The sequence below is a fragment of the Sphingomonas bacterium genome, assembly GCF_903642285.1.
Lineage (GTDB): Bacteria > Pseudomonadota > Alphaproteobacteria > Sphingomonadales > Sphingomonadaceae > Sphingomonas.
Genome location: NZ_CAHJWJ010000015.1, coordinates 14,973 through 34,455 on the forward strand (window position 1 = coordinate 14,973; position 19,483 = coordinate 34,455).

Genomic DNA, 19,483 nt, shown 5'->3' on the forward strand with positions numbered 1-19,483 from the left:
CCGCCGCGTTTGTCATAAAAGTGGGAGGCGCGGACCGCCAGAACGTCCTCGATCAGGTGCGCGCCGACCGCGGCCCGTGCGGAATAGCTGACGTCTCCATGGCGCGTGGTCGAAACCTCGCCGCGCCTGATCGCCTCAAACTTCGTGAGGCTCGGATCGTGGAGCGTATAGGAGAGAAGCCCGCCGAGCGTATTAGCGCGTAGATCGTACCTTGCGGCCCTTTGAGCACCTCCACTCGATCGATGTCAATCGGATCGAGGTCGAGCGTCTCCTGCGCACCAAAGTTGAGGCTGGAGCTTGAGCCGACCGGCGCGCCGTTGACCACGATCGCGACCGTGGGAGAAGTGTCGATTCCGATCGACAAGCCGCGAATGATAGGTGCCGCCGAGCCGACGCCGTTGTTGAACTGGAGACCGGGCGTCTGCGCGGCGAAGTCGCGGATGCTGGTCTGTCCGCTAGCGAGCAGATCGTCACCACGGAAGGCGGTGATCGCGCCAGGCACTTCGAGCGCCCGCTCCGACCGCTTGTTCGCGGTAACGATGATGTCGTTCAGGCCGGCCGCTTGCGTCTCGTCGGTTTCGCTCGGACCGGCCTGGGTCGAGCCCGCAGACGACGGTGCCGATCCCGACGCGCTCGAGCCGCTGGTCGCCTGACCGGCTGCCGAAGGAATCGTGTCCGATGTGGCGGCCGTCGGCGTAGCCGTAGCCTGCGCTACCGTGGGCGCGGCACATGCCGTGATGGCCAGCATCGCTGCACTGCCAAGCGGCGCATTCACAAGAGCTTTCATTTCCTCTCCCCTTCTCGCCACGGAACGCTACTTTCAGTGTTTTGTGAGGGGGGGCGCTGCGATGCTGGCTCGGCTTCTTCCCTTCTCAGGATAATGTTGAGCAGGATCCTGCCTCGCCTTTGCGGCTGAAGCGCTCGTCCAGCCACGTAACCGCACCTGGAAAGCCGGCCACATCCGCAGCGCGATGATCTCCCTGGAGGACGACGTAGGTGACCGAGTCACCCTCCTTGCAGTAGGCCCTCGCAAGCCTATGCATGTTTTCCGGCACGACGAGTTCGTCCTTGTCGCCAACGTAGAAGTAGGACGGCGACTTCGGCTTGCCGTACCTTCCGCCGGCCACTTGAGCGAAGATATCCCGCACTCTGGGTAATGCCCAGGGATTGACCCCACCAACGGTGAAACTCTCGATCCTCTTGTTCGGATAGCCGCCCGCAAACTGCTCGATACATTGCGTTCCGATAGTCCGACGGAGCTGTTGACCCTCCTGGTTCAACAGCGCGTCCAGACCGATGGCTGGGTATGCTCTGCTAATCCCGAAAAAGCCTGCAAAGGCGATACCCGCCGCCGGCCCGCCATTCAGGTGCTCGAGAACTTCGCCGACATCGACGGCCAAGCCGCCCGAAGCGGCTCCGACCAGGTTCAACTCGGGCGCGTAAGTAGACGCCAGCTCGTTCGCGAACTCGGTTCCCCGGGCACCTCCCGAGTAACCGATCATCCCGACCGGCGTGGCCGCGCCCGCCAAGCCCGCGGGCGTGAAGTTTTCCGCTGCCCGGATGCCGTCGAGCGTTCCCTTCGCCTCGACGTAACCGGCGACCCACTCGTGATCGGGGCCGAGAAAATCGGGCACCACGACCACCCAGCCCTTTGACAGCAGGGCCGCAATCTTCCCGACGTCGCCTTCGGAGCCGGTCCGCAAGCGATAGGACGGGTCGCAGTCGTAGGAGAGCGTGTCAATCGGCGGCTGGAATGACACGAGCTTGGCGGGCCTGCTCATCCTTTGGGGCCTGAGGATCGTAGCGACGTTCGCCTGCGGCGCGCCGACCGTATTCGCACTGACGTATTGAACTTGGTAAGCACTGAATTGCGAAAGTCTTTGGATGGTTACCGACCGCGACCTCAGGATCTCACCTGGGTGGCGGCCATCGAAGGATTGGGGCTGCGCGTAGAACGGATCGGCCACGCCACTGAGGACAGGAGTCCTGTCAGGCTCGGAAGCCATCACCGGTCCGGTGGCGGCGATCGAGGTGATCGACAGCGACCCTGCCACCCACATGGTCGATATGAGCCGCACCAGTTTCATTGCATCTAGCCCTCATCCGCGCTCAAAGACTAGAAAGTCAGTCTAAGTTGAGCCGCCACGTTGATTGGCGCTTCCTTTTGGGCGAAGATCAGAGAATTATAGTCGAGGATCTTCCGGTCAGTCAGGTTCTTCCCGATCAGGTCGAGAAACAGGTGCCGCTTCGGCAACTCGAGAGTGATCTGACCATCGAGGCGCACATAGCCGGGCACTCGGAAGAACGGGTCGTTTCCGTTCGCACCATCTGCATAATAGCCCGACGTGAAATACGGGTTGGCCCGAATGGTCAGGCGATAGTCCGAGCCGAAATCGAAGGAATAGCTGGCCGAGACATTCCCGCTCCAGGTGGGCGAGTATGGCGTACGTTGACCGGTGACATCTGCGATCGCGGCCACTGGCTGAGCAAACGCGGAGCAAGCGGGAACGACGTAGTTGTTTGCGCAGGCGTTCTGGAGCGTCAACGGCGAGGAGTTTGGAAAGCTGGTGTACTTTGCGTCGAGATACGTCACGTTCGCGCCGAGGCGGAATGCCGGCGTCACCGCCAGTTGCGTCTCCAGCTCGATGCCTTGTGACTGAGAAGATGCGGCGTTGCGGACGACCGCCTCGTAAGCGTTGAACTGCGGAACGTAAAACGGCGAGTTGACCTGCAACGCTTCGTAGTTGCTACGGAAGGCGTCCACGTTGACGAGTAGCTTGTTTCCGAAGAGCTTGCTCTTGATACCAACCTCGTAAGCATTGACGTGCTCCGAGCCGTACTCCGCGAATGCGGGGAAGGATGTGAACTGGACGCCGTTGAACCCGCCCGCTTTGAACCCTCTGTTGAAGGTGAAGTAGGCCATCACCTCGGGATCGATCTGATATTGAAGGCCGGCCGACGGCTCGAGCGCCCGGTAGGTGTTGCTCCTGGTCGGGGAAGGGCCGCCGATGCCCTGACCAGCGGCTAGCGCCCAAAGCGCTGCGGCAGGCGCGGGTATCGGCGTCCACCCACCATAGACTTGCGAACTTGTGCCGAAGAGGTTGCTGCCGAAGCCGTCCTTCTTCTCGATCGTGCCTCGAAGTCCAGCGTTGATCTTCAGTCCATCGACGACTTTCCAGCTTACGCTCCCAAAGGCGGAATATACCTTACCGTTAACGACAAAGGGGGTGACGATCGCAAAGGGCAGGTAATTGGCGAGCAGGCCGAATCCGGGGAAGGTGGCAACGTAGTTCAGGTACGGGGCATTATCCTCCTGCTGGCTCGCCAAGCGATCTGACTGGAAATACAGTCCCGCCAGGTAAGTGAACGACTGATCCGTCGGGGAGGCGACGCGCAGCTCTTGGCTGAACTGATGATACTGCTCCGGGGTCGTGATCTGCTGGTAAGGAACCGGGAGAACCTGGCTGTATCGAGACTCGAAATGGTAGCCGGTGTACCCCGTCACTGACGTGAAGGTATGTCCCCAGTGCCGGTAGTTGAGCGTAAGCTCGCCGGCGTAGGAGTCCAATCGCGCCCCTTGACCCGCAAGCCCCGTGTTAAGGTCGTTGTCCGTCCCGAGAGGGACAGCGCCGGTGCCCAGTGCCAGTGCCTGGACGCAGCCGGGGACGAAGGCGTTTGCGAGAGGCGCGGGCGCGGGACAGTTAACCCGCTGGCTGGCCAGACCACCCGGTGTGCCAAACGCCCGGTTGTGACTTCCTTCGATCTTGAACGTGGCATCCAGATCGTCGGTGGGTTTATATGACAGAGTCAGGCGGCCGGCCTGATCGTCGCGATCGGGTGCCGACAGCCCTGTGTTGACGTTGCGGATGTAGCCGCGCTCGCCGTCAGCAATCGCCGCTACGCGCACGCTCAGCGTGTCGGTGAGCGGAACCGTGACGGCGCCCTCCGCGGCATATTGATTGAACGAGCCGTAGAGCAGGCGTCCGAAACCCTCCAGTTGGTCGCCCGGCTTTGCGGTCACGATGTTTAGCGCTCCGGCGACGGCGCTATTGCCGAAGAAGGTCGTCTGTGGACCCTTCAGCACCTCGATGCGGCCGATATCCAGGAAGGTCGCACCGCTCAGACGGGAGCGCCCATTGTAGATGTCGTCGTTGAAGATCGCGACCGACTGATCGAACGAGGGATTGTCGCCCGAACCGATGCCGCGGACATAGAGTTGGCTGTCCGCGCCGACAGTACCGATATGCACGGCAGGCGTGGTCTGGGTGAGATCGGTGAAGTTATTATAGTTCTGCTGCGCCAGGGCCTGACCGGTGATGACCTGCACCGAGATGGGCACGTTCTGCAGATTCTCGCTCCGCCTCTGCGCGGTCACGATGATGTCGCCGAGTTGGCCGGTCTGAGCCCGGTCGGCGTCGCTACGCCCGGTCGCGCTGTCGCCCGGCGAGGCTGCGGCGGGTCCCACCGACCCCGGGGTTGTCTGATCAGCGCCCGTCGAGGCTGGTACGCTTTGCGCCTTCGCCCCGGTTGCGGTGGTCAGCGCTAAGACGGCCGCACTGGTCAACAATGCGCTCGACAGTGTCATAGCGTCTCTCCCTGGTCGCCTATCGCCGTTTCTGGTGTCTCGGTGTGCAGGCCCGCAGGCTTTCGCATCACCCGCTCGATCCGGTCGCAGATCAGGTTCACCGCCCGCGCGCCGATCTCAATCAGGGCCGCGTAGCCTACGAAGCCGTGGAAGGTGCCCTCGAAGCAGGCGTACTCGACCGGCACCCCGGCTTTCGCCAGCCGGTCGGCATACAACTTGCCCTCGTCGACCAGCGGATCGTGGTCGGCCGTGATGACCAATGCCGGCGGGAGCCCAGAGAAGTCGCGTGCCAGGATCGGTGACGCGCGCCAGTCCTGAGCTTGGTCATCGCTCGACAGATAATGGTCGAGCATCCAGTCGATGTCGGCGTTATCGAGCACCAGCCCGCCGACGCCGAGCCGCGCGCGGGACTCGTAGTCGGTGCGCCGGCGCATATCGAGGCTGGGGTAGATGGGAACTTGGAGAGCGATGCGCGGGCCACCGCGCTCCCGCGCCTGCAGGCAGGTGACGATCGTCAAGTTGCCGCCCGCGCTATCACCCGCCAGGATGATGCGATTGGCGTCGGTTCCCAATCTCTCCGCGTTCTCGGCGACCCAGCGGAGCGCCGCATAGGCGTCGTTCACCGCGACCGGGAACTTCGCCTCCGGGGAAAGGTGGTAATCGACGTTGACGACCACCACGTCCGCACGCTTGGCGATCTTGCGCGCGAGTTCGTCCGTCTCGTCCAGACCGCCCGCGAAGAAACCGCCGCCGTGATAGTAGATGACGACCGGCAGGGCCTCGCTTGTCTGGCGCGGGGTGAGGATGCGTACGCGGAAGTTCCCATCGGGCGTAGTGATGGTCTCCTCGTTAACGCTGTGCATTTCGAGGTCGGGGGCTACCGGCCCGGGAACGCGTAGCGAGAGGATGCGCTCGCGAACTGAAATGGCGTCGCCCTGGCGGAATGGGAGCACACCGCTGGCATTCAGCGCGTCCACCATGGCCTGCGATTGTGGTTCCAGTGCCAACGATCACTCTCCCCGTCCGCCTCGACGCGGACACAGTCACCATCGCCGGCTTGGACCGGTCCCGGGGCTGCTGAGAATGCAGATGACCACAACGCGGTGCCATGCGGCAAATGCATTGTCGGGCGAAGCCATGACGGCTATTCATCCCCTATGCTAGACCGTCGCCTCAATCACGTCGTCGCCGTGGCCCACTCGGGGTCGTTCACCAAAGCCGCCGAGAAGGCCGGCATTACACAGTCGGGTATCACGAAGAGCATCGCCGACCTCGAACGCGAACTCGGCTATCCATTGTTCTACCGCACGGCACGCGGCGCTATGCAGACGGAAGCTGGACGCGAGTTCGTCGACCGGGCCGTCCGATTGCTGGAGGACGCGCGCACGCTGTTGACGGGCGATCGGGAGGGCAACGACCCGTATGCGCAAGCACTGCGGATCGGCGTCTGCCCGGCCTCGCTCGAGTGGTTATTGGCCGCGCCGCTCGCGACACTGCTCGCGCGGCATCCCGCCATTCGCTTCGAGATCGTCGGGTCGAGCTTCGAGCGCGCGATCCAGCTTTTGCGGACGGGAACCGTGGACGTCGCGGTAGGCTTCGACGACGCCTTCTCCGAATGGAGCGAGTTGAAGCGGTCGCCGGTCGGTGCCCTGCGTGCGGTCCCGTTCGTTCGCAAGGACCACCCGATCCTTGCAATCGCTGAGCCGGGCCAGGCGGACCTCGCGCTTTACGACTTCGTGGTGCCGTCAGACTCGCGGCCCTATGGCGGCGTCGTCCGGGCGGTCTACGAGAATGCCGGCGTTTTCCATTGGCAGCGCCACGTTCACATGATCGACTCATTTCCCATCGTGAAGCGCGTCGTGGCGACGTCGGACGCGATCGGGGTGACGACGGTGGAGTATTCCGGAACGGAAAGCTTCTCCGCGTTCTATTCTCGGGTGCCGGGCGAGAGCTTGTTCGCGCCAGCGCCGATGTGCTGCGCGGTTCGATCGCGATGGGAGCCGAGCCGCGCGGTTAAGGCGTTCCTCCGAGCCATGCGCGACAAGGTGCCGCTCGAGGCATGACGCTCGGTCATAGCTCGCGCCATAAATGAACTCGACGCCGGGCCGGCCTGTATCGCATGGTAAGGCACGAACCGGACCAAGCAGGCCGGCAGGACGCTAGCGAGCGTGGGGAGAGGTTGGCATGGCGGCACAAGCGGAAGCGCTTGCGCAAGACTCGCTCGGATGGCGAGTCCTTGGGCACGCGCGCAATCACCCAGAACGTCGCGCGGTGGTGTGCGACGGCGCCGCCAGCACCTACCGGGAGATGGCCGGTCTAGCGCTGCGATGCGCCAGTCGCCTCCGTAACATGGGGCTGGTGGGCGGGGGCAATACGCGCGTCGGCCTCCTCGCGAACAACAGTCTCGATTTCGCCGCCGCCGCGCTCGCCTGTCAGTTGGCGGGCGTAGCGCTGGTTCCGCTGCCGGCGCTGGTCACGCCGGACGCGCTGGGGCGCATGATCGATGACGCAGGTGTGGTGCTTCTCTTCCACGATCGCGACCACGACCGGCAGGCTCTGATCGCGACAGCGCAGGCTAGCGCGAATGTGCAGCTGGTGCCGATCGGCGGCGCAGAGCCGACGCTGGAGCGGTGGTGCAGGAGTACGGAGCCGCTCGACGCCAAGTCCATCGATCCGAGTTGGACGTCTGACCTGATCTACAGCTCGGGCACTACTGGGACGCCCAAAGGCATCGCCCAGAGCTTCGGCAGCCGCGGGGCTCAGTGCGTGAGCCTTGCACCGCTCGGCGTGGGCCCCGACACCAACCTACTCCATACCATTTCGATGTATTCCAACTTCGGACTGTCGGCTCTGCTGCTGTCGCTCTGGTGGGGCGGCACGTTCTTCATGCTTCGCAAGTTCTCCGGTGCCGCCGTCGTCGACATCCTCGCCGGCGAGCGGATCGACATGGCGTGGTTCGCGCCCGCGACACTCGTGCGCACAGTGGAGGCGCCCGGCTTCGCCGATGCGGTGCGCGGGCACCCTTGCATCAAGCTTTGCGCAGGCGCGCCCCTGTCCGACACGCAGAAGCGGCAGGTGGTGGAGGGTTGGGACGGTCCGTTCTTCGACGTCTACGGCCAGACCGAGACGGGGACGCTGACCATGCTCCCGATGCACGCCGCGCCGAGCGATAAATGGAAGTCGGTCGGCACCGTGCTTCCGTCCGTCCAGGTCCGCATCCTGGACGATGACGACAACGTGCTCCCTCCGGGTGCTGAGGGCGAGATCGCCGGTCATTCTACGACGCTGATGGCGGGCTACCACGCCCGGGACGAGGCGAATGCATCCGCGCATTGGCGCGATGAGGCGGGGCGGCTTTACGTGCGCACCGGCGACGTCGGCCGGATCGACGAGGACGGCTATCTCTGGCTGTGCGACCGTAAGAAGGACATGATCATCTCCGGCGGGTACAACATCTACCCGGCCGACATCGAGCGCGTCCTTTCCGACCATCCCGCCGTGTTCGAGGCGGCGGTGGTCGGCTGCGCCTCGCACCGGTGGGGCGAAACGCCGGTCGCCTTCCTGACGCTGCGCGAGGGCGCAAGTGCCGACGAGGAGGAACTTCGCGCCTGGGTCAATGCTCGCGTGGGCACGATGCAGAGGGTCGCGGCCGTCCGTATCCTCGCCGCGCTGCCGAACGGCACGATGGGGAAGATCCTCAAGCGCACGCTGCGCGACGAGCACGCCGCGTCACTCGGCACGCTCCCCTGATTGGATGATAGGCAACGCGATGACAGAACGAGCCAGAACCGGCCCTCTCGCCGGCATCCGCGTGGTCGAGTTCGCCGGCATCGGGCCGGGGCCGCACTGCGCGATGCTCCTGTCCGACATGGGCGCCGAGGTGCTGCGGATCGATCGCGCCGGCGGCAATGGCTGGCCCAATCCGGTCGTCGACCGCGGCCGGCATCGGCTGGAGCTCGACATCCGCAGCGAAGAGGGGCGCGCCGGCGCACTCGCCGCCATCTCGAACGCCGACGTGCTGGTCGAGGGCTACCGCCCGGGGGTCATGGAGCGGCTTGGATACGGGCCCGACGAAATGCTCGCGGTGAACCCGCGTCTGATCTACGGACGCATGACGGGTTGGGGACAGACCGGGCCGCTTGCGCAGGCGGCCGGCCACGACATCAACTACATAGCGCTCACCGGCGCGCTCCACGCCATCGCCAATGACGAAGGGCGGCCGGTGCCTCCCCTCAATCTCGTGGGCGACTTCGGCGGCGGCTCGCTATACCTCGCGCTCGGCATCGCGGCGGCGCTGGTCGAGCGCGGGCGGTCCGGCCAGGGCCAGGTTGTCGACGCCGCGATAGTTGACGGCGTGGCATCGCTGATGACGATGTTCGGCGGCCTGCTCCCGTTCGGTGCCATCACGCTCGACCCCGAGCGCAACCTGCTCGGCGGTCGCGCGCCGTTCTATCGCTGCTATGAGTGTGAGGACGGCAAGTACGTCTCGGTCGGCCCGCTCGAGCCGCATTTCTACGCCGACCTCCTCCAGCGCGTCGACGCATCCGAGGACCTTCGCAAGCGCCAGAACGATCCTTCGAACTGGCGTGAGCGGGCCGACGCGCTGGCCGCGATCTTCCGCACCAGGCCGCGTGACGCGTGGTGCGAACTGCTCGACGGCACGGACGCGTGCTTCGCGCCGGTGCTGGCTTACGAGGAGTCGCTCGAGCACCCACACATGACCGAGCGCGGCACCTATATAGAGGCCGACGGGCTGAGGCAGGCAGCGCCGGCACCGCGTTTCTCGCGGACGCCAGGAGACATCGGCGCGAGCGGCGACGGCCGCGCCTTGCTAGACCGGTGGACCGCGGCATGAGCGGGGCTGCGCATCCCTTCGCGATCGCGCACACGGCCGGGGGGCACGTCCGCGGGCGCGTGGATGACGGCGTGCTTACCTTTCTCGGCGTCCGCTATGGCGAGGACATCCTGGCGCTGACTGGCGACGAGATGCTCGCAGGCTACATGAAGATTCCCCGATGGCGGGCTGCTCGTTTCCGGCATCGCCCCGACCGTGGACGGCGTAAACCTGCCCAGACATCCGTTCGAGCCGAGCGCACCCGCCCTGTCGAACTCGGTGCCGATGCTGATCGGCACGACGGCGACGGAAACTTCGATCTTCCCGGACTTTCTCGGTGGCGATCCGTTCGGCATCGGCTTCGACGAGCTGCAATCGCGGTTCGCCCGTCTGCTTCCGCCGGGATTGCCGCACAGCCCGGCGGCGATCGTCGAGCGCGCTCGGCAAGCACTGCCCGACGCCTCGCCCACGGACCTGCTGTTCCTCGTCACCACCGAGCTGCTGTTTCGCGCCCGCTCGATCACCCAAGCCGAATGTGCCGCAAAGCGACCAGCGCCGGTCTACATGTGGTTGCTCGACTGGGTGACGCCAGCGGACGGCGGGAAATGGGGCTCCCCGCACGGGCTGAGCGTACCACTGGTCATGGACACGGTGCCGAGCGTGCCTTCTATGTTCGGCAATCAGGTGGAGGGCGCGCTCACGCTGTCGCGGACCATGAGCGGCATGTGGGCGGCGTTCGCCCGCACCGGCGTGCCCAGCATTCCCGGATTGCCCGAGTGGCCGTCCTACGACGAGACCCGGCGCGAGACGAGGTGTTCGACACGCATTCATATGTGGCCGCCGATCCGCAGGCGGCCTTACGCACCCTGTTCCAGCCGTGACCGCCGACCGAATCTAGGACACCCGCCATGTATCCCGACAATGCCGACGACGCCGAGCTGGAGATGATCCGCGACACCGCGCGCCGCTTCTTCGCAGAGGAGGTCGCGCCGCATTACGCGGATTGGGAAAAGCAGGGCCATGTGGACCGCGAGGTCTGGCGCAAGGCGGGCGCGGTCGGACTGCTTTGCCCGATGGTCGGCGAAGAAGATGGCGGCCTTGGCGGCAACATCCGGCATGCGACGGTGATCATCGAGGAGATGGCGCGCAGCAACTGCGAGATCCCCGGCTTCTACCTCCATTCCGACATCGTCGTGCCCTACCTGCAGCGGCTGGGGACGCCCGAGCAGAAGGCGCGCTGGCTGCCCGGCTGCCTCGCCGGCGACGTCATCACCTGCATCGGCATCAGCGAGCCGAACGCCGGCTCCGACATGCGCGGCCTCAAGACCCGCGCGGTGCGCGACGGCGACGAGTGGGTGATCAGCGGGTCCAAGACATTCATCACCAACGGCTGGATGGCCGACCTCGCCTTCATCGTCGCCAATACCGGCGAGAAGGAGGGCGGCGGCGGCAAGAGCATCTTCCTGGTCGAGACCGACCGGCCCGGCTTCCGCCGCGGCCGCCTGCTGGAGAAGGTCGGTCAGAAGGCGCAGGACACGGCCGAGCTGTTTCTCGACGAGGTGCGCTTGCCCGCCGACGCGCTGCTCGGCGAGGAGGGACGCGGCATGGCCTATCTCATGCAAGAGCTTCCGAGCGAGCGGCTCTTGATCGCGATCTCAGGCCTCGCGCTCGCCGACGCGATCTACAAGCAAACGGTGGATTATGTGCGCGAGCGCCGGGCCTTCGGGCAGGCGGTGGGCGACTTTCAGGCGACGCGGTTCGCGTTGGCTGAGATCAAGACAGATCTGGAGGTGGGCCGCGCCTTTGTCGACGATTGCGTCCGGCGCGTGCTGGAGCATAGGCTCGACACCGCGCGCGCATCGATGGCCAAGCTGTGGCTCACCGAGATGCAAGGCCGCGTGGTGGACCGCTGCGTCCAGCTGTTCGGCGGCTACGGCTATATGTGGGAGTACCCGGTCGCGCGCGCCTTCGCGAACGCCCGGGGGCAACGCATCTACGGCGGCACCAGCGACATCATGAAAGAGATCATCGCCCGCGACATCGCGGCAGCAGCCTGAGCCGCCGTACGCGGGCGCCGCTCAGCGCGGCGTCATGCGGATACTGCCGTCGAGGCGGATGGTCTCGCCGTTTAGATGTTTGATCCCAGGCTTTGATGGTGCATCATTCATCGTCAGCTGGAAGGAAGCGCTATGGGCCAGGTACTCCACCGGAGCGCCACAACGACCGAGGCAGTCCGTCGAGCGATACAGCATAGTCAAGCGAGCCTGAGGGTGCTGGCCAAGCGTCACGGCATCAACCAGAAGACCGTTGCCAAGTGGAAGCGGCGCACCTCGACGCCGATCTGCCGACCGGACCGAAGGTGGCCAGATCGACCGTGCTGTCGATTGAGGAGGAGGCGGTTATCGTCGCCTTTCGACGTCACACGTTTCTGCCGCTGGACGACTGCCTGTACGCGCTGCAGGCCACCATCCCGCATCTGACGCGCTCGTCGCTGCACCGCTGTCTGCACCGCCACAGGATATCGCAGCGCCCAACGATCGAGGGCGACGCGCCTACCAGGCGCAAGTTCAAGAGCTACCCGATCGGCTACTTCCACATCGACATCGCCGAGGTCCGCACCGGGCAGGGCAAGCTCTATCTGCTGGTTGCCATCGACCGCACCTTCCAAGTTCGCGTTCGTCGAGCTGCACGAGAAGGCCACCACCAGGGTCGCCGCAGACTTCCTCCGGCACCTCATCGCCGCACTGCCCTACAAGGTACACACCGTGCTCACCGACAACGGCATCCACTTCACCGATCCGAAGTACCCGGGCGCGGCCGTCGAAGAGGTCAAGCCGGCTCTCGCCGCTGGCGAAATCTTCCGCTGCCACTCCTTCGCTCTCGCCTGCGCGCAGAACGACATCGACCACCGGCTCACTAAGCCGCGTCACCCCTGGACCAACGGTCAGGTCGACGAATGAACCGCACCATCAAGGAAGCGACCGTCAAACGGTACCACTACGAAACACACGACCAGCTCAGGCAGCACCTTGGCGACTTCGTCGCCGCCTACAACTTCGGCCGAGGCTCAAAACACTCAAGGGCCTCACACCCTACGAAGCTATCCGCAAAACGTGGCTCAAAGACCCGCGCCGCTTTACGTCAGACCCGACCCACCAAATCCCGGGACCAAACATCTAGGATGCGGGTCGGAGCGTTTGCTCCTCCTTCGTCACCCCGGCCTTGCGCCGGGGTCCATCGTGCCGCGCGACAATCGGCCGGTTGGTGCGCGGCACGATGGATGCCGGGTTGGGCCTGGCATGACGGTATAATATGATGCGGACCTGCGGCTCGCTTGCGCGAGCCGAGTAAAACCGGCGATCCGCCCCGGCGGATCGCTCTCTCGGTTTTACTTCCCCTGCGCCCGCCAGCGTTGGACGGTGCGGGCGATGATCTGGTCCTCGCCGCCGACATTGCGCCACAGTTGCGAGAACAGGGGATCGCCCGATGCCGGGCGCTTGCCTTCCTCCAACGCGTCGAAGCTCACGCGGATCGGCACCGCGACGCCTTCGCCGCAGACGATGCATTCGCGATTCCTGAGCGCGGGGATCGCATCGAGAAACCCGCGCGCGCCCTCGGGCATCGCGGCGCGCACGAAGGCCTGGTCGCGTTCGTTGTTGAGGCGCATCGCGATGATCGTGCCGCATTGCGACAGCACACCTTCCTCCAGATCGGACGGGCGCTGCGTGATCAGGCCCAGGCTGACGCCGTATTTGCGGCCTTCCTTGGCGATGCGGCTGAGGATGCGGCCGACCGAGGATGTCTCGCCGTTACTCGGGATGTAGCGATGCGCTTCCTCGCAGACGAGGAGGATCGGGCGTTCGGGTTCGTTGCGCGACCAGATCGCGAAATCGAACGTCATCCGCGACAGGACGGCTACCACGACCGACGTGATTTCCGACGGCACGCCTGACACGTCGACGATCGAGATCGGTTTGCCGTCGCCGGGCAGGCGGAAGATGCGCGACAGGAATGCCGCCATCGTGTCCGCGACCAGCATGCCCGAGAACATGAAGCCGTAACGCGGATCGGCCTTCACCTCGTCGATCTTCGTCTTCAGTCGCAGATAGGGGGCGGTATCGCCGGCACGGTCCATCTTGCCCATTTCGAGATTGATGAGGCTGGTCAGGTCGCTCAGCAGATAGGGGATCGGCGCGTCGACCGTCAGCTTGGCGATTTCCTGCCCCAGGCGGCTCTTCGCCTTGGCCATCAGCAGGCATTTGGCGAGGATATCGGAATCGATCTGCCGTTCCTGCCCGGTGGTCGTCAGGAACACCTCGCAATGTTCCTCGAAATTCATCAGCCAATACGGCATCTGCAGATTGGTGACGTCGTAGATCGCACCGGTGTTGCGGAACGCCGCGGCATATTCGCCGTGCGGATCGATCATGACGATATGGCCTTCGGGTGCCAGCTCGCAGATACGGTGGAGGATCAGCGCGGCGCTGGTCGATTTGCCGGTACCGGTCGAGCCGACCAGCGCAAAATGCTTCCCCAGCATCGCGTCGATATAGAGCGCGGCGCGGACGTCGCGGGTCGGATAGACGTTGCCGATCGCGATATGCGCGCGGTCGTCCGCGGCGTAGATCTGTTTCAGGTCCGCGGTCGCGACCGGATAGACCTCGCAGCCGGGAAGCGGGTAGCGGGTGACGCCGCGACGGAAATTGTAGAGCTTGCCCGTCAATCGCTCCTCGTCGCCTTCGCCGAGAAAATCGATTTCGGCGCGGACCCCGTCATTGTCGAGATCGAGCGTCAGGCTTCGCACATTGGCGACCAGCCACTGGCCGCCGACACGCATCTTGATCTGGCTGCCGAGCGTGCCCGCCGCGGCGATCATCGGATCGCCGTCCTGCGCGAGCGCGGCGACCGCGGTGCGCTGGAACAGCAATGTGCTCGACGCACCGGTGATCGCGATGACGACCCCGATCGGTGCCATCGCCGCACCGCCCATCGGCAGGGCGTTGGCGAAGGCTGCTGGCATCGGCATCATGTTCATCGGATCGGATCCTTGCGGGTCATGTTGCCGGTCATGGCCGCGAACCGGTAAATTTAGCGTTCAGAGCATGTTGCGGACGCGCCGTCGGCGTGTTCGAACGGACGTTCAGACCCGCCGCGCGATCCATCCCGCGCCCCAGCCGAGCAGTACCGACAACGCCACCGCGGTCAGGCCATAGCGGATCGCCGACCGGTCCGCGGCGCGTGCGACGAATCGTTCGAACCCCGATTTGCGGATATCGATATCGCGCACCGCCGCGGTCAGCACGCGGCCGTCGCGGATCAGGAACGTTTCCGCGGTGAATCGTCCGACCGGCACGCGCGCAGGAATCGTCAGCCGCGCACGGTACAGCACCCCATCGGTCACGGCGACCGCATGCGGGTCCTCGAAATACAGCCCCGACCGCCGTTTCAGATCGACCAGCCCGCGCGCGAATCGGTCCTGCACCGCGGTCGCGGCGTTGGAGGCGGGGGACAATTGCAGGCTGTCGAGCCCCAATTCATAGATCGCACGCGTCCGATCGTCGACCAGCTGCCCGATCGGCCGCGACGATGCGATCGCGTAGAAACTGGGCGCGGACCGGTAGCGCAACCGATCGGCATTGACCCAGATGCCGGCGACCTTTTCCTTTTCGCGGATCAGGATCGATTGCGTCGGCCCTTTTACGACGACCACGATATCCGCAGGCGATTCGCCTTGCGGCAGATGGCCGCCGGGGTAGAGGATCGCGCCGAACAGCAGCATGTCCGCACCGTGGAAGCTGTAGGCGATCTCGATATCGCGCTGCGACACGTCGGGGACGAGGACCGGCTTTTCCGCCGCCATCAGTAGCGGCGCGATCAGCAGCAGGACATGCCCGCTCCTCACGACAATTCGATCGTGAACAGTTCGTCGGGTCGCCACACCAGCCCCAGAAAGATACGCAGACCAACCAGCAGCACGATGACCGCGAGCGCGAGGCGCAGATATTCGGGACGCGCTTTGGACGCAAAGCGCGTCCCGACCTGTGCGCCGATCACCGACCCGAGCAGCAGCAGCGCGGCAAGGACGATATCGACCGCCTTGGTCGTCGTCGCGTGCACCATCGTCGCGACCGCGGTGACGAACAACGTCTGGAACAGCGACGTGCCGACGACGACCGACGTCGCGACGCCGAGCAGATAGATCATCGCGGGCACCAGGATGAATCCGCCCCCGACGCCGAGCAGGATCGTGAGGATCCCGGTCACGAATCCCAGGATCAGCGGCGCGAGCGGCGAGATATACAGCCCGGATTTGTAGAAGCGCGTCCGTAGCGGAAGCGCGGCGACGATCGGATGGTGGCGGCGCTTGCGCGGGCGTGGCGGCTTGCCGCCGCGGCGGACGCCGATCGCGCGGACCGATTCGGTCGCCATCAGCATGCCGATGAACCCAAGCATCAGGACATAGATGACGCCGATCACGGTATCGATCTGCCCGAGCGCCTGAAGCAGCCGAAACAGCCATGCGCCGAACAGCGACCCGACGACGCCGCCGGCGACCAGCATCCCGCCCATCTTCACATCGACCCCGCTTCGTCGGAAATGCGCGAGCACGCCCGACACGCTGGCCCCCGTCACCTGGCTGGCGGACGATGCCGCCGCGACTGTCGGCGGAATGCCGTAGACGATGAGGATCGGCGTGGTCAGGAACCCGCCGCCGATCCCGAACATGCCCGACAACAGCCCGACCGCGCCGCCGAGCGCGACGATGAAGATCGCGTTGACCGACAGATTGGCGATTGGAAGATACACGTTCACGGGTGCGATGTTAGCCGCTGAGCGGGGGCGCGGCTAGAAGTCGCTGCCGATCGTGAAGGCCGGGCCGGAACCGGGACGCGCATCGCCGGCGATACGCTCCCGCCAATCCGCCGACAGCCGGATCGTGCGGCGGCCGACCGGGACCACCGCGCCGATCGTCGGCCCGAGATCGAATCGTGCCGCGCCCTTTTGCGCGCTGCCCCAGACGCCCGCGCCGATATCGATCCGCACCGGCCCTCGATCGACCAGCGGGTGCGTCGCGCGCGCGGCGGCATCGACGAATCCCTCGACTCCGCCGCGCGCGATCGCACCGGCCTGGCCATAGGCCTCGACCCGGACGCCGGGGGCGACGAGGCCTGGCCCATAGCCGCCGATGATGCCGATCGTCGGTCCGCCCTTGCCGCCGTCGAGGACGAACCGCTGTTCCGCGATCAGATGGAACGGCAGCCGCGTCGGTTTCCAGTCGAGCCCGATCGCCGCCTCCTTGCCGCGTCCCGAAAGCGGCGTCGCCAGGCGGGCTGCGATCGCGACCCGGCGCGCGGCGTCGAGCGCATAGGTCAGCCGCACGCCCGCCTGCGACGCCCCGAGCTGCCCGCCCGACAGCGTTCCGCTCGGGCCGCCGCGCGCGAGCATCCAGGCGCTTCCCGCCAGGCGACCTGGTCCCGCGACCGGCCCGGGGCGGAGCGGCGGCCCGATCACGCCCGGCGTGCGGGCAGGCACCGATTGCGGGCCGGATTGAACCGCCGCGATATCTGCCGCGGCACTGTGGGTCGTGGGCAGCGAAACGGGCGCGGCTATCGGTGCGATCGGCGTGTGCTCGACCGGCGTCGCTGGATCTACGGTAGGTTTCGGCAAGGGCATCGATATCGTCGACGCAAGCACCGGCGGAAGGACCGCACGCGCCAGCGCCCGAAGCGGCAGTGTCTCCGCGGCTGGCCACAAGGCGGCAACGCGGAACAGGGTCCATCCACCGGCGGCGCTCCCCAGGAACCGCAGCGGTCGGCCGTCCTTCACTGGGTGCGCAGGTCGTGGGCGTCGGGAAAGGCGTGACGCGTCTTGTCCCAAACCATCGGCGCGCCGCGTAGCATCGCGACATACCGGGTCAGCGCACGCCGGGCGGCGAGCAACGCGACATAATTGCCGACGACGAAGCGCGGCACCGACCACCAGGCCTCCCGCCATCCATAAGCCCGCCCGGTAAACGCCATCCGCATCGCCAGCCGCCACCCGAGCAGCATGAGATTGACCTCGACCAGCCAGTCGGGCCCGCCCGGCATCGGCCATCGGACCGCCCATCCCCAGTGGATCGCACCGACAATTCCCCAGCCGAGGAGCGCGGCATAGGCGAAGCCGAGGACGATGACCGCCAGCGGCGCACGCCGGTCGCGCATCCGCATCCAGTGATCGCCGATCCGGTGCCACCGCGCCCAGCCGGTGCGATCCCACCCCGCCAGCGCGATGCCGGTCATCCAGCGCGCCTTTTGCCGAACCGCGGCGTCGATCCGGTCGGGAAAGAAGGCGCGTACCGCGACCAGCATGTCGTCGGCATCGCGGACCCGGGCAAAGGCTGCGCGACCGCCAAGCTCGGCGATGCGAAGGCCCAGTTCATAATCTTCGGTCAGGCTGCTCGCATCGAACGGGTCGCCGCCGCGCATCCGTGCGATCGTCGCCAGCATCGGCACCGCTATCGCGCAGCCGGTCCCTGCCAGCGGCATACCCGCGCCGAGCGACCGCCGGACGATGACACCCTTGCCGTGATTTTCCGCGAACTCGTCCGCATAATGGCCCGACACCAATCGCGAGGACCGTTTGATCAGCGGCACGACCGGCAGTTGCACGACGCGGTGATCGACGATGAACGTCTCGAACACGCGCAGCTCGTCCCGGTGGACGACATCCTCCGCATCGTGAAGCACGACCGCGGTCGTCGCGGTTTCCGTCCGCGCATCGGCACGCTGTAGCGCGCGCCAGAGCGTGTTGAGACAATCCGCCTTTGTCGTCGGGCCGTTCTTCTCACCGATCACCAGAATGATCCGCGGGTCGGCCTCGGCGACGCGCGCGGCGGCATCGATAGAACCGCGATCGTTCGGGTAGAGTCCGACGAATATGCGGAAGTCCGGGTGATCCAGCGTCGTGCTGGCGGTAGCGAGCATCTGTCCGATCACCGCCGCCTCGTCCCACGCAGCGACGAATACCGCGAATCGCGACCGCACCGCCGGTGCCGGCAGGTTCGTCAATGCGGTGTCCGCGCCCTGCCCGAACCAGCGATGGCGAAGGAACAGCAGATCGACCAGTAGATCGTCGATGCCGCCGATCAGCAGCCCTGCCGCCGCGAACAGCGTGATTTCACGCAACACCGCGTCGATCGCGCGAATCGCCTCGTCCATTGGTGCCCCCGCCCCGTGCCGACGCGACGATAGGGCCCGGCATTCGAGGAACAATCGGCCGCGTTCAACAACATGATCGGTTATCGATGTAAACGAACGCAGGATCGTGCGTTATTCGTACCGGACCCCGGCATGGCCTTTCCCGGGGTCCGTGCCGGACGGCGCGCACCGATGCGCAACACGCGGCGCGACCCGGTCTTTATGGGCTCGATCGCCAGGCCTCAGACCCCCGGCATGCGGATCAGGGGGCGTTGCGACCCCTGCCGCCGCCATTGGGCGAACCGCCGCCATCGCTTGACCCGGGGCCGCCACCCGCACCGACGGTGCCGATATTGCCGAACAGATCCTGGAAGAAACCCCGCTTTCGGCCAAGCGTCGGCGTCGTCTTGCCATACATATGCACCGAAGCGACTTGGTCGAGCCCGCTGCGCCGGATCGTGGTGACGTTGCCTGCCGGATCGAAACTGATGTCGAGCGCGATCTGGGTGATCGCGTGCGGATTGCGGAACCCGTAATTCTTGCTGTCGCGAGCCAGATAATACCAGTCGCCCTTGTCGAACTGCGCCGAGAAGGTCGGTTTGCCGAGCGTCTGGAGTACCGACTGGCGGTTGTCGACGCCGGGCTGCACCGAATTCACCAGATCGGTATCGACGATATAGCCCTGATGGGACTTAATCTGCGTGCAGCCCGCAGCACCCAGCGCAGCGACCGCGATCAGCCCCAGCCGGGCGATACGCCCCGATCCGGCATAGTGGCCCGGCCATATGAAACGGGATGTCATGATATTCTCCGAGGCGGCACGCGAGGACACGGTCGCGCGATTGCATCCGCGGCCGATCGCCTCGATATGCGGAGAAGCGCGGA

The 19,483-nt window shown here is 65.6% G+C and carries 15 protein-coding genes and 1 pseudogene; 6 read left to right on the forward strand and 10 right to left on the reverse strand.

Annotated elements, in window-relative coordinates:
• Window positions 1-52: 52 nt before the first annotated feature.
• The 4 genes from HUU99_RS09080 to HUU99_RS09095 form a co-directional block, all read right to left on the reverse strand.
• Entirely contained in the window at window positions 53-748 is a 696-nt protein-coding gene (locus HUU99_RS09080) for a TonB-dependent receptor plug domain-containing protein (protein WP_174286260.1), read from the reverse strand.
• Between the two features lie 124 nt (window positions 749-872).
• Complete coding sequence (locus HUU99_RS09085; RefSeq protein WP_174286261.1) at window positions 873-2,087, reverse strand: lipase family protein; 1,215 nt, start codon at window positions 2,085-2,087, stop codon at window positions 873-875.
• Between the two features lie 29 nt (window positions 2,088-2,116).
• Window positions 2,117-4,585, reverse strand: coding sequence for a TonB-dependent receptor (locus HUU99_RS09090; protein WP_174286262.1), 2,469 nt, complete (start codon window positions 4,583-4,585; stop codon window positions 2,117-2,119).
• A complete protein-coding gene (locus tag HUU99_RS09095) occupies window positions 4,582-5,592 on the reverse strand; it encodes an alpha/beta hydrolase (RefSeq protein ID WP_174286263.1) in 1,011 nt (336 codons plus the stop codon). The genes HUU99_RS09090 and HUU99_RS09095 overlap by 4 nt, the downstream gene beginning before the upstream one ends.
• A 150-nt stretch (window positions 5,593-5,742) precedes the next feature.
• On the opposite strand from HUU99_RS09095, the gene HUU99_RS09100 reads away from it, so the two are divergent.
• The 6 genes and pseudogenes from HUU99_RS09100 to HUU99_RS09125 all read left to right on the forward strand — a co-directional run bounded on the left by HUU99_RS09100 (window position 5,743) and on the right by HUU99_RS09125 (window position 12,599).
• Complete coding sequence (locus tag HUU99_RS09100) at window positions 5,743-6,648, forward strand: LysR family transcriptional regulator (RefSeq protein ID WP_174286264.1); 906 nt, start codon at window positions 5,743-5,745, stop codon at window positions 6,646-6,648.
• Between the two features lie 121 nt (window positions 6,649-6,769).
• Window positions 6,770-8,335: a class I adenylate-forming enzyme family protein gene (locus HUU99_RS09105; RefSeq protein WP_174286265.1), complete on the forward strand. Its 1,566-nt coding sequence runs from the start codon at window positions 6,770-6,772 to the stop codon at window positions 8,333-8,335.
• A 19-nt stretch (window positions 8,336-8,354) separates the two neighbouring features.
• Complete coding sequence (locus HUU99_RS09110) at window positions 8,355-9,440, forward strand: CaiB/BaiF CoA transferase family protein (protein WP_174286266.1); 1,086 nt, start codon at window positions 8,355-8,357, stop codon at window positions 9,438-9,440.
• Window positions 9,441-9,623: 183 nt separating this feature from the next.
• Window positions 9,624-10,367, forward strand: a complete 744-nt coding sequence (locus HUU99_RS09115; protein WP_302479983.1) for a carboxylesterase family protein — start codon at window positions 9,624-9,626, stop codon at window positions 10,365-10,367.
• A complete protein-coding gene (locus HUU99_RS09120) occupies window positions 10,328-11,476 on the forward strand; it encodes an acyl-CoA dehydrogenase family protein (protein ID WP_174286268.1) in 1,149 nt (382 codons plus the stop codon). Before HUU99_RS09115 ends, HUU99_RS09120 begins: the two co-directional genes overlap by 40 nt.
• 132 nt (window positions 11,477-11,608) lie before the next feature.
• A pseudogene (locus HUU99_RS09125) lies at window positions 11,609-12,599 on the forward strand (IS481 family transposase).
• A gap of 208 nt (window positions 12,600-12,807) precedes the next feature.
• Here HUU99_RS09125 and HUU99_RS09130 read toward each other — a convergent pair.
• The 6 genes from HUU99_RS09130 to HUU99_RS09155 form a co-directional block, all read right to left on the reverse strand.
• Window positions 12,808-14,454, reverse strand: a complete 1,647-nt coding sequence (locus HUU99_RS09130; protein WP_174286269.1) for an ATP-binding protein — start codon at window positions 14,452-14,454, stop codon at window positions 12,808-12,810.
• Between the two features lie 105 nt (window positions 14,455-14,559).
• Entirely contained in the window at window positions 14,560-15,279 is a 720-nt protein-coding gene (locus HUU99_RS09135; protein ID WP_174286318.1) for a TIGR02186 family protein, read from the reverse strand.
• Window positions 15,280-15,317: 38 nt separating this feature from the next.
• Window positions 15,318-16,232, reverse strand: a complete 915-nt coding sequence (locus HUU99_RS09140; RefSeq protein ID WP_174286270.1) for a sulfite exporter TauE/SafE family protein — start codon at window positions 16,230-16,232, stop codon at window positions 15,318-15,320.
• A gap of 33 nt (window positions 16,233-16,265) precedes the next feature.
• Window positions 16,266-17,093 (reverse strand): hypothetical protein, encoded by an 828-nt coding sequence (locus HUU99_RS09145; protein WP_438827179.1) that lies wholly within the window; start codon window positions 17,091-17,093, stop codon window positions 16,266-16,268.
• A 149-nt stretch (window positions 17,094-17,242) separates the two neighbouring features.
• Window positions 17,243-18,619: a glycosyl transferase family protein gene (locus HUU99_RS09150; RefSeq protein ID WP_174286271.1), complete on the reverse strand. Its 1,377-nt coding sequence runs from the start codon at window positions 18,617-18,619 to the stop codon at window positions 17,243-17,245.
• Between the two features lie 241 nt (window positions 18,620-18,860).
• Window positions 18,861-19,400, reverse strand: coding sequence for an outer membrane protein assembly factor BamE (locus HUU99_RS09155; RefSeq protein ID WP_174286272.1), 540 nt, complete (start codon window positions 19,398-19,400; stop codon window positions 18,861-18,863).
• Window positions 19,401-19,483 lie beyond the last annotated feature (83 nt).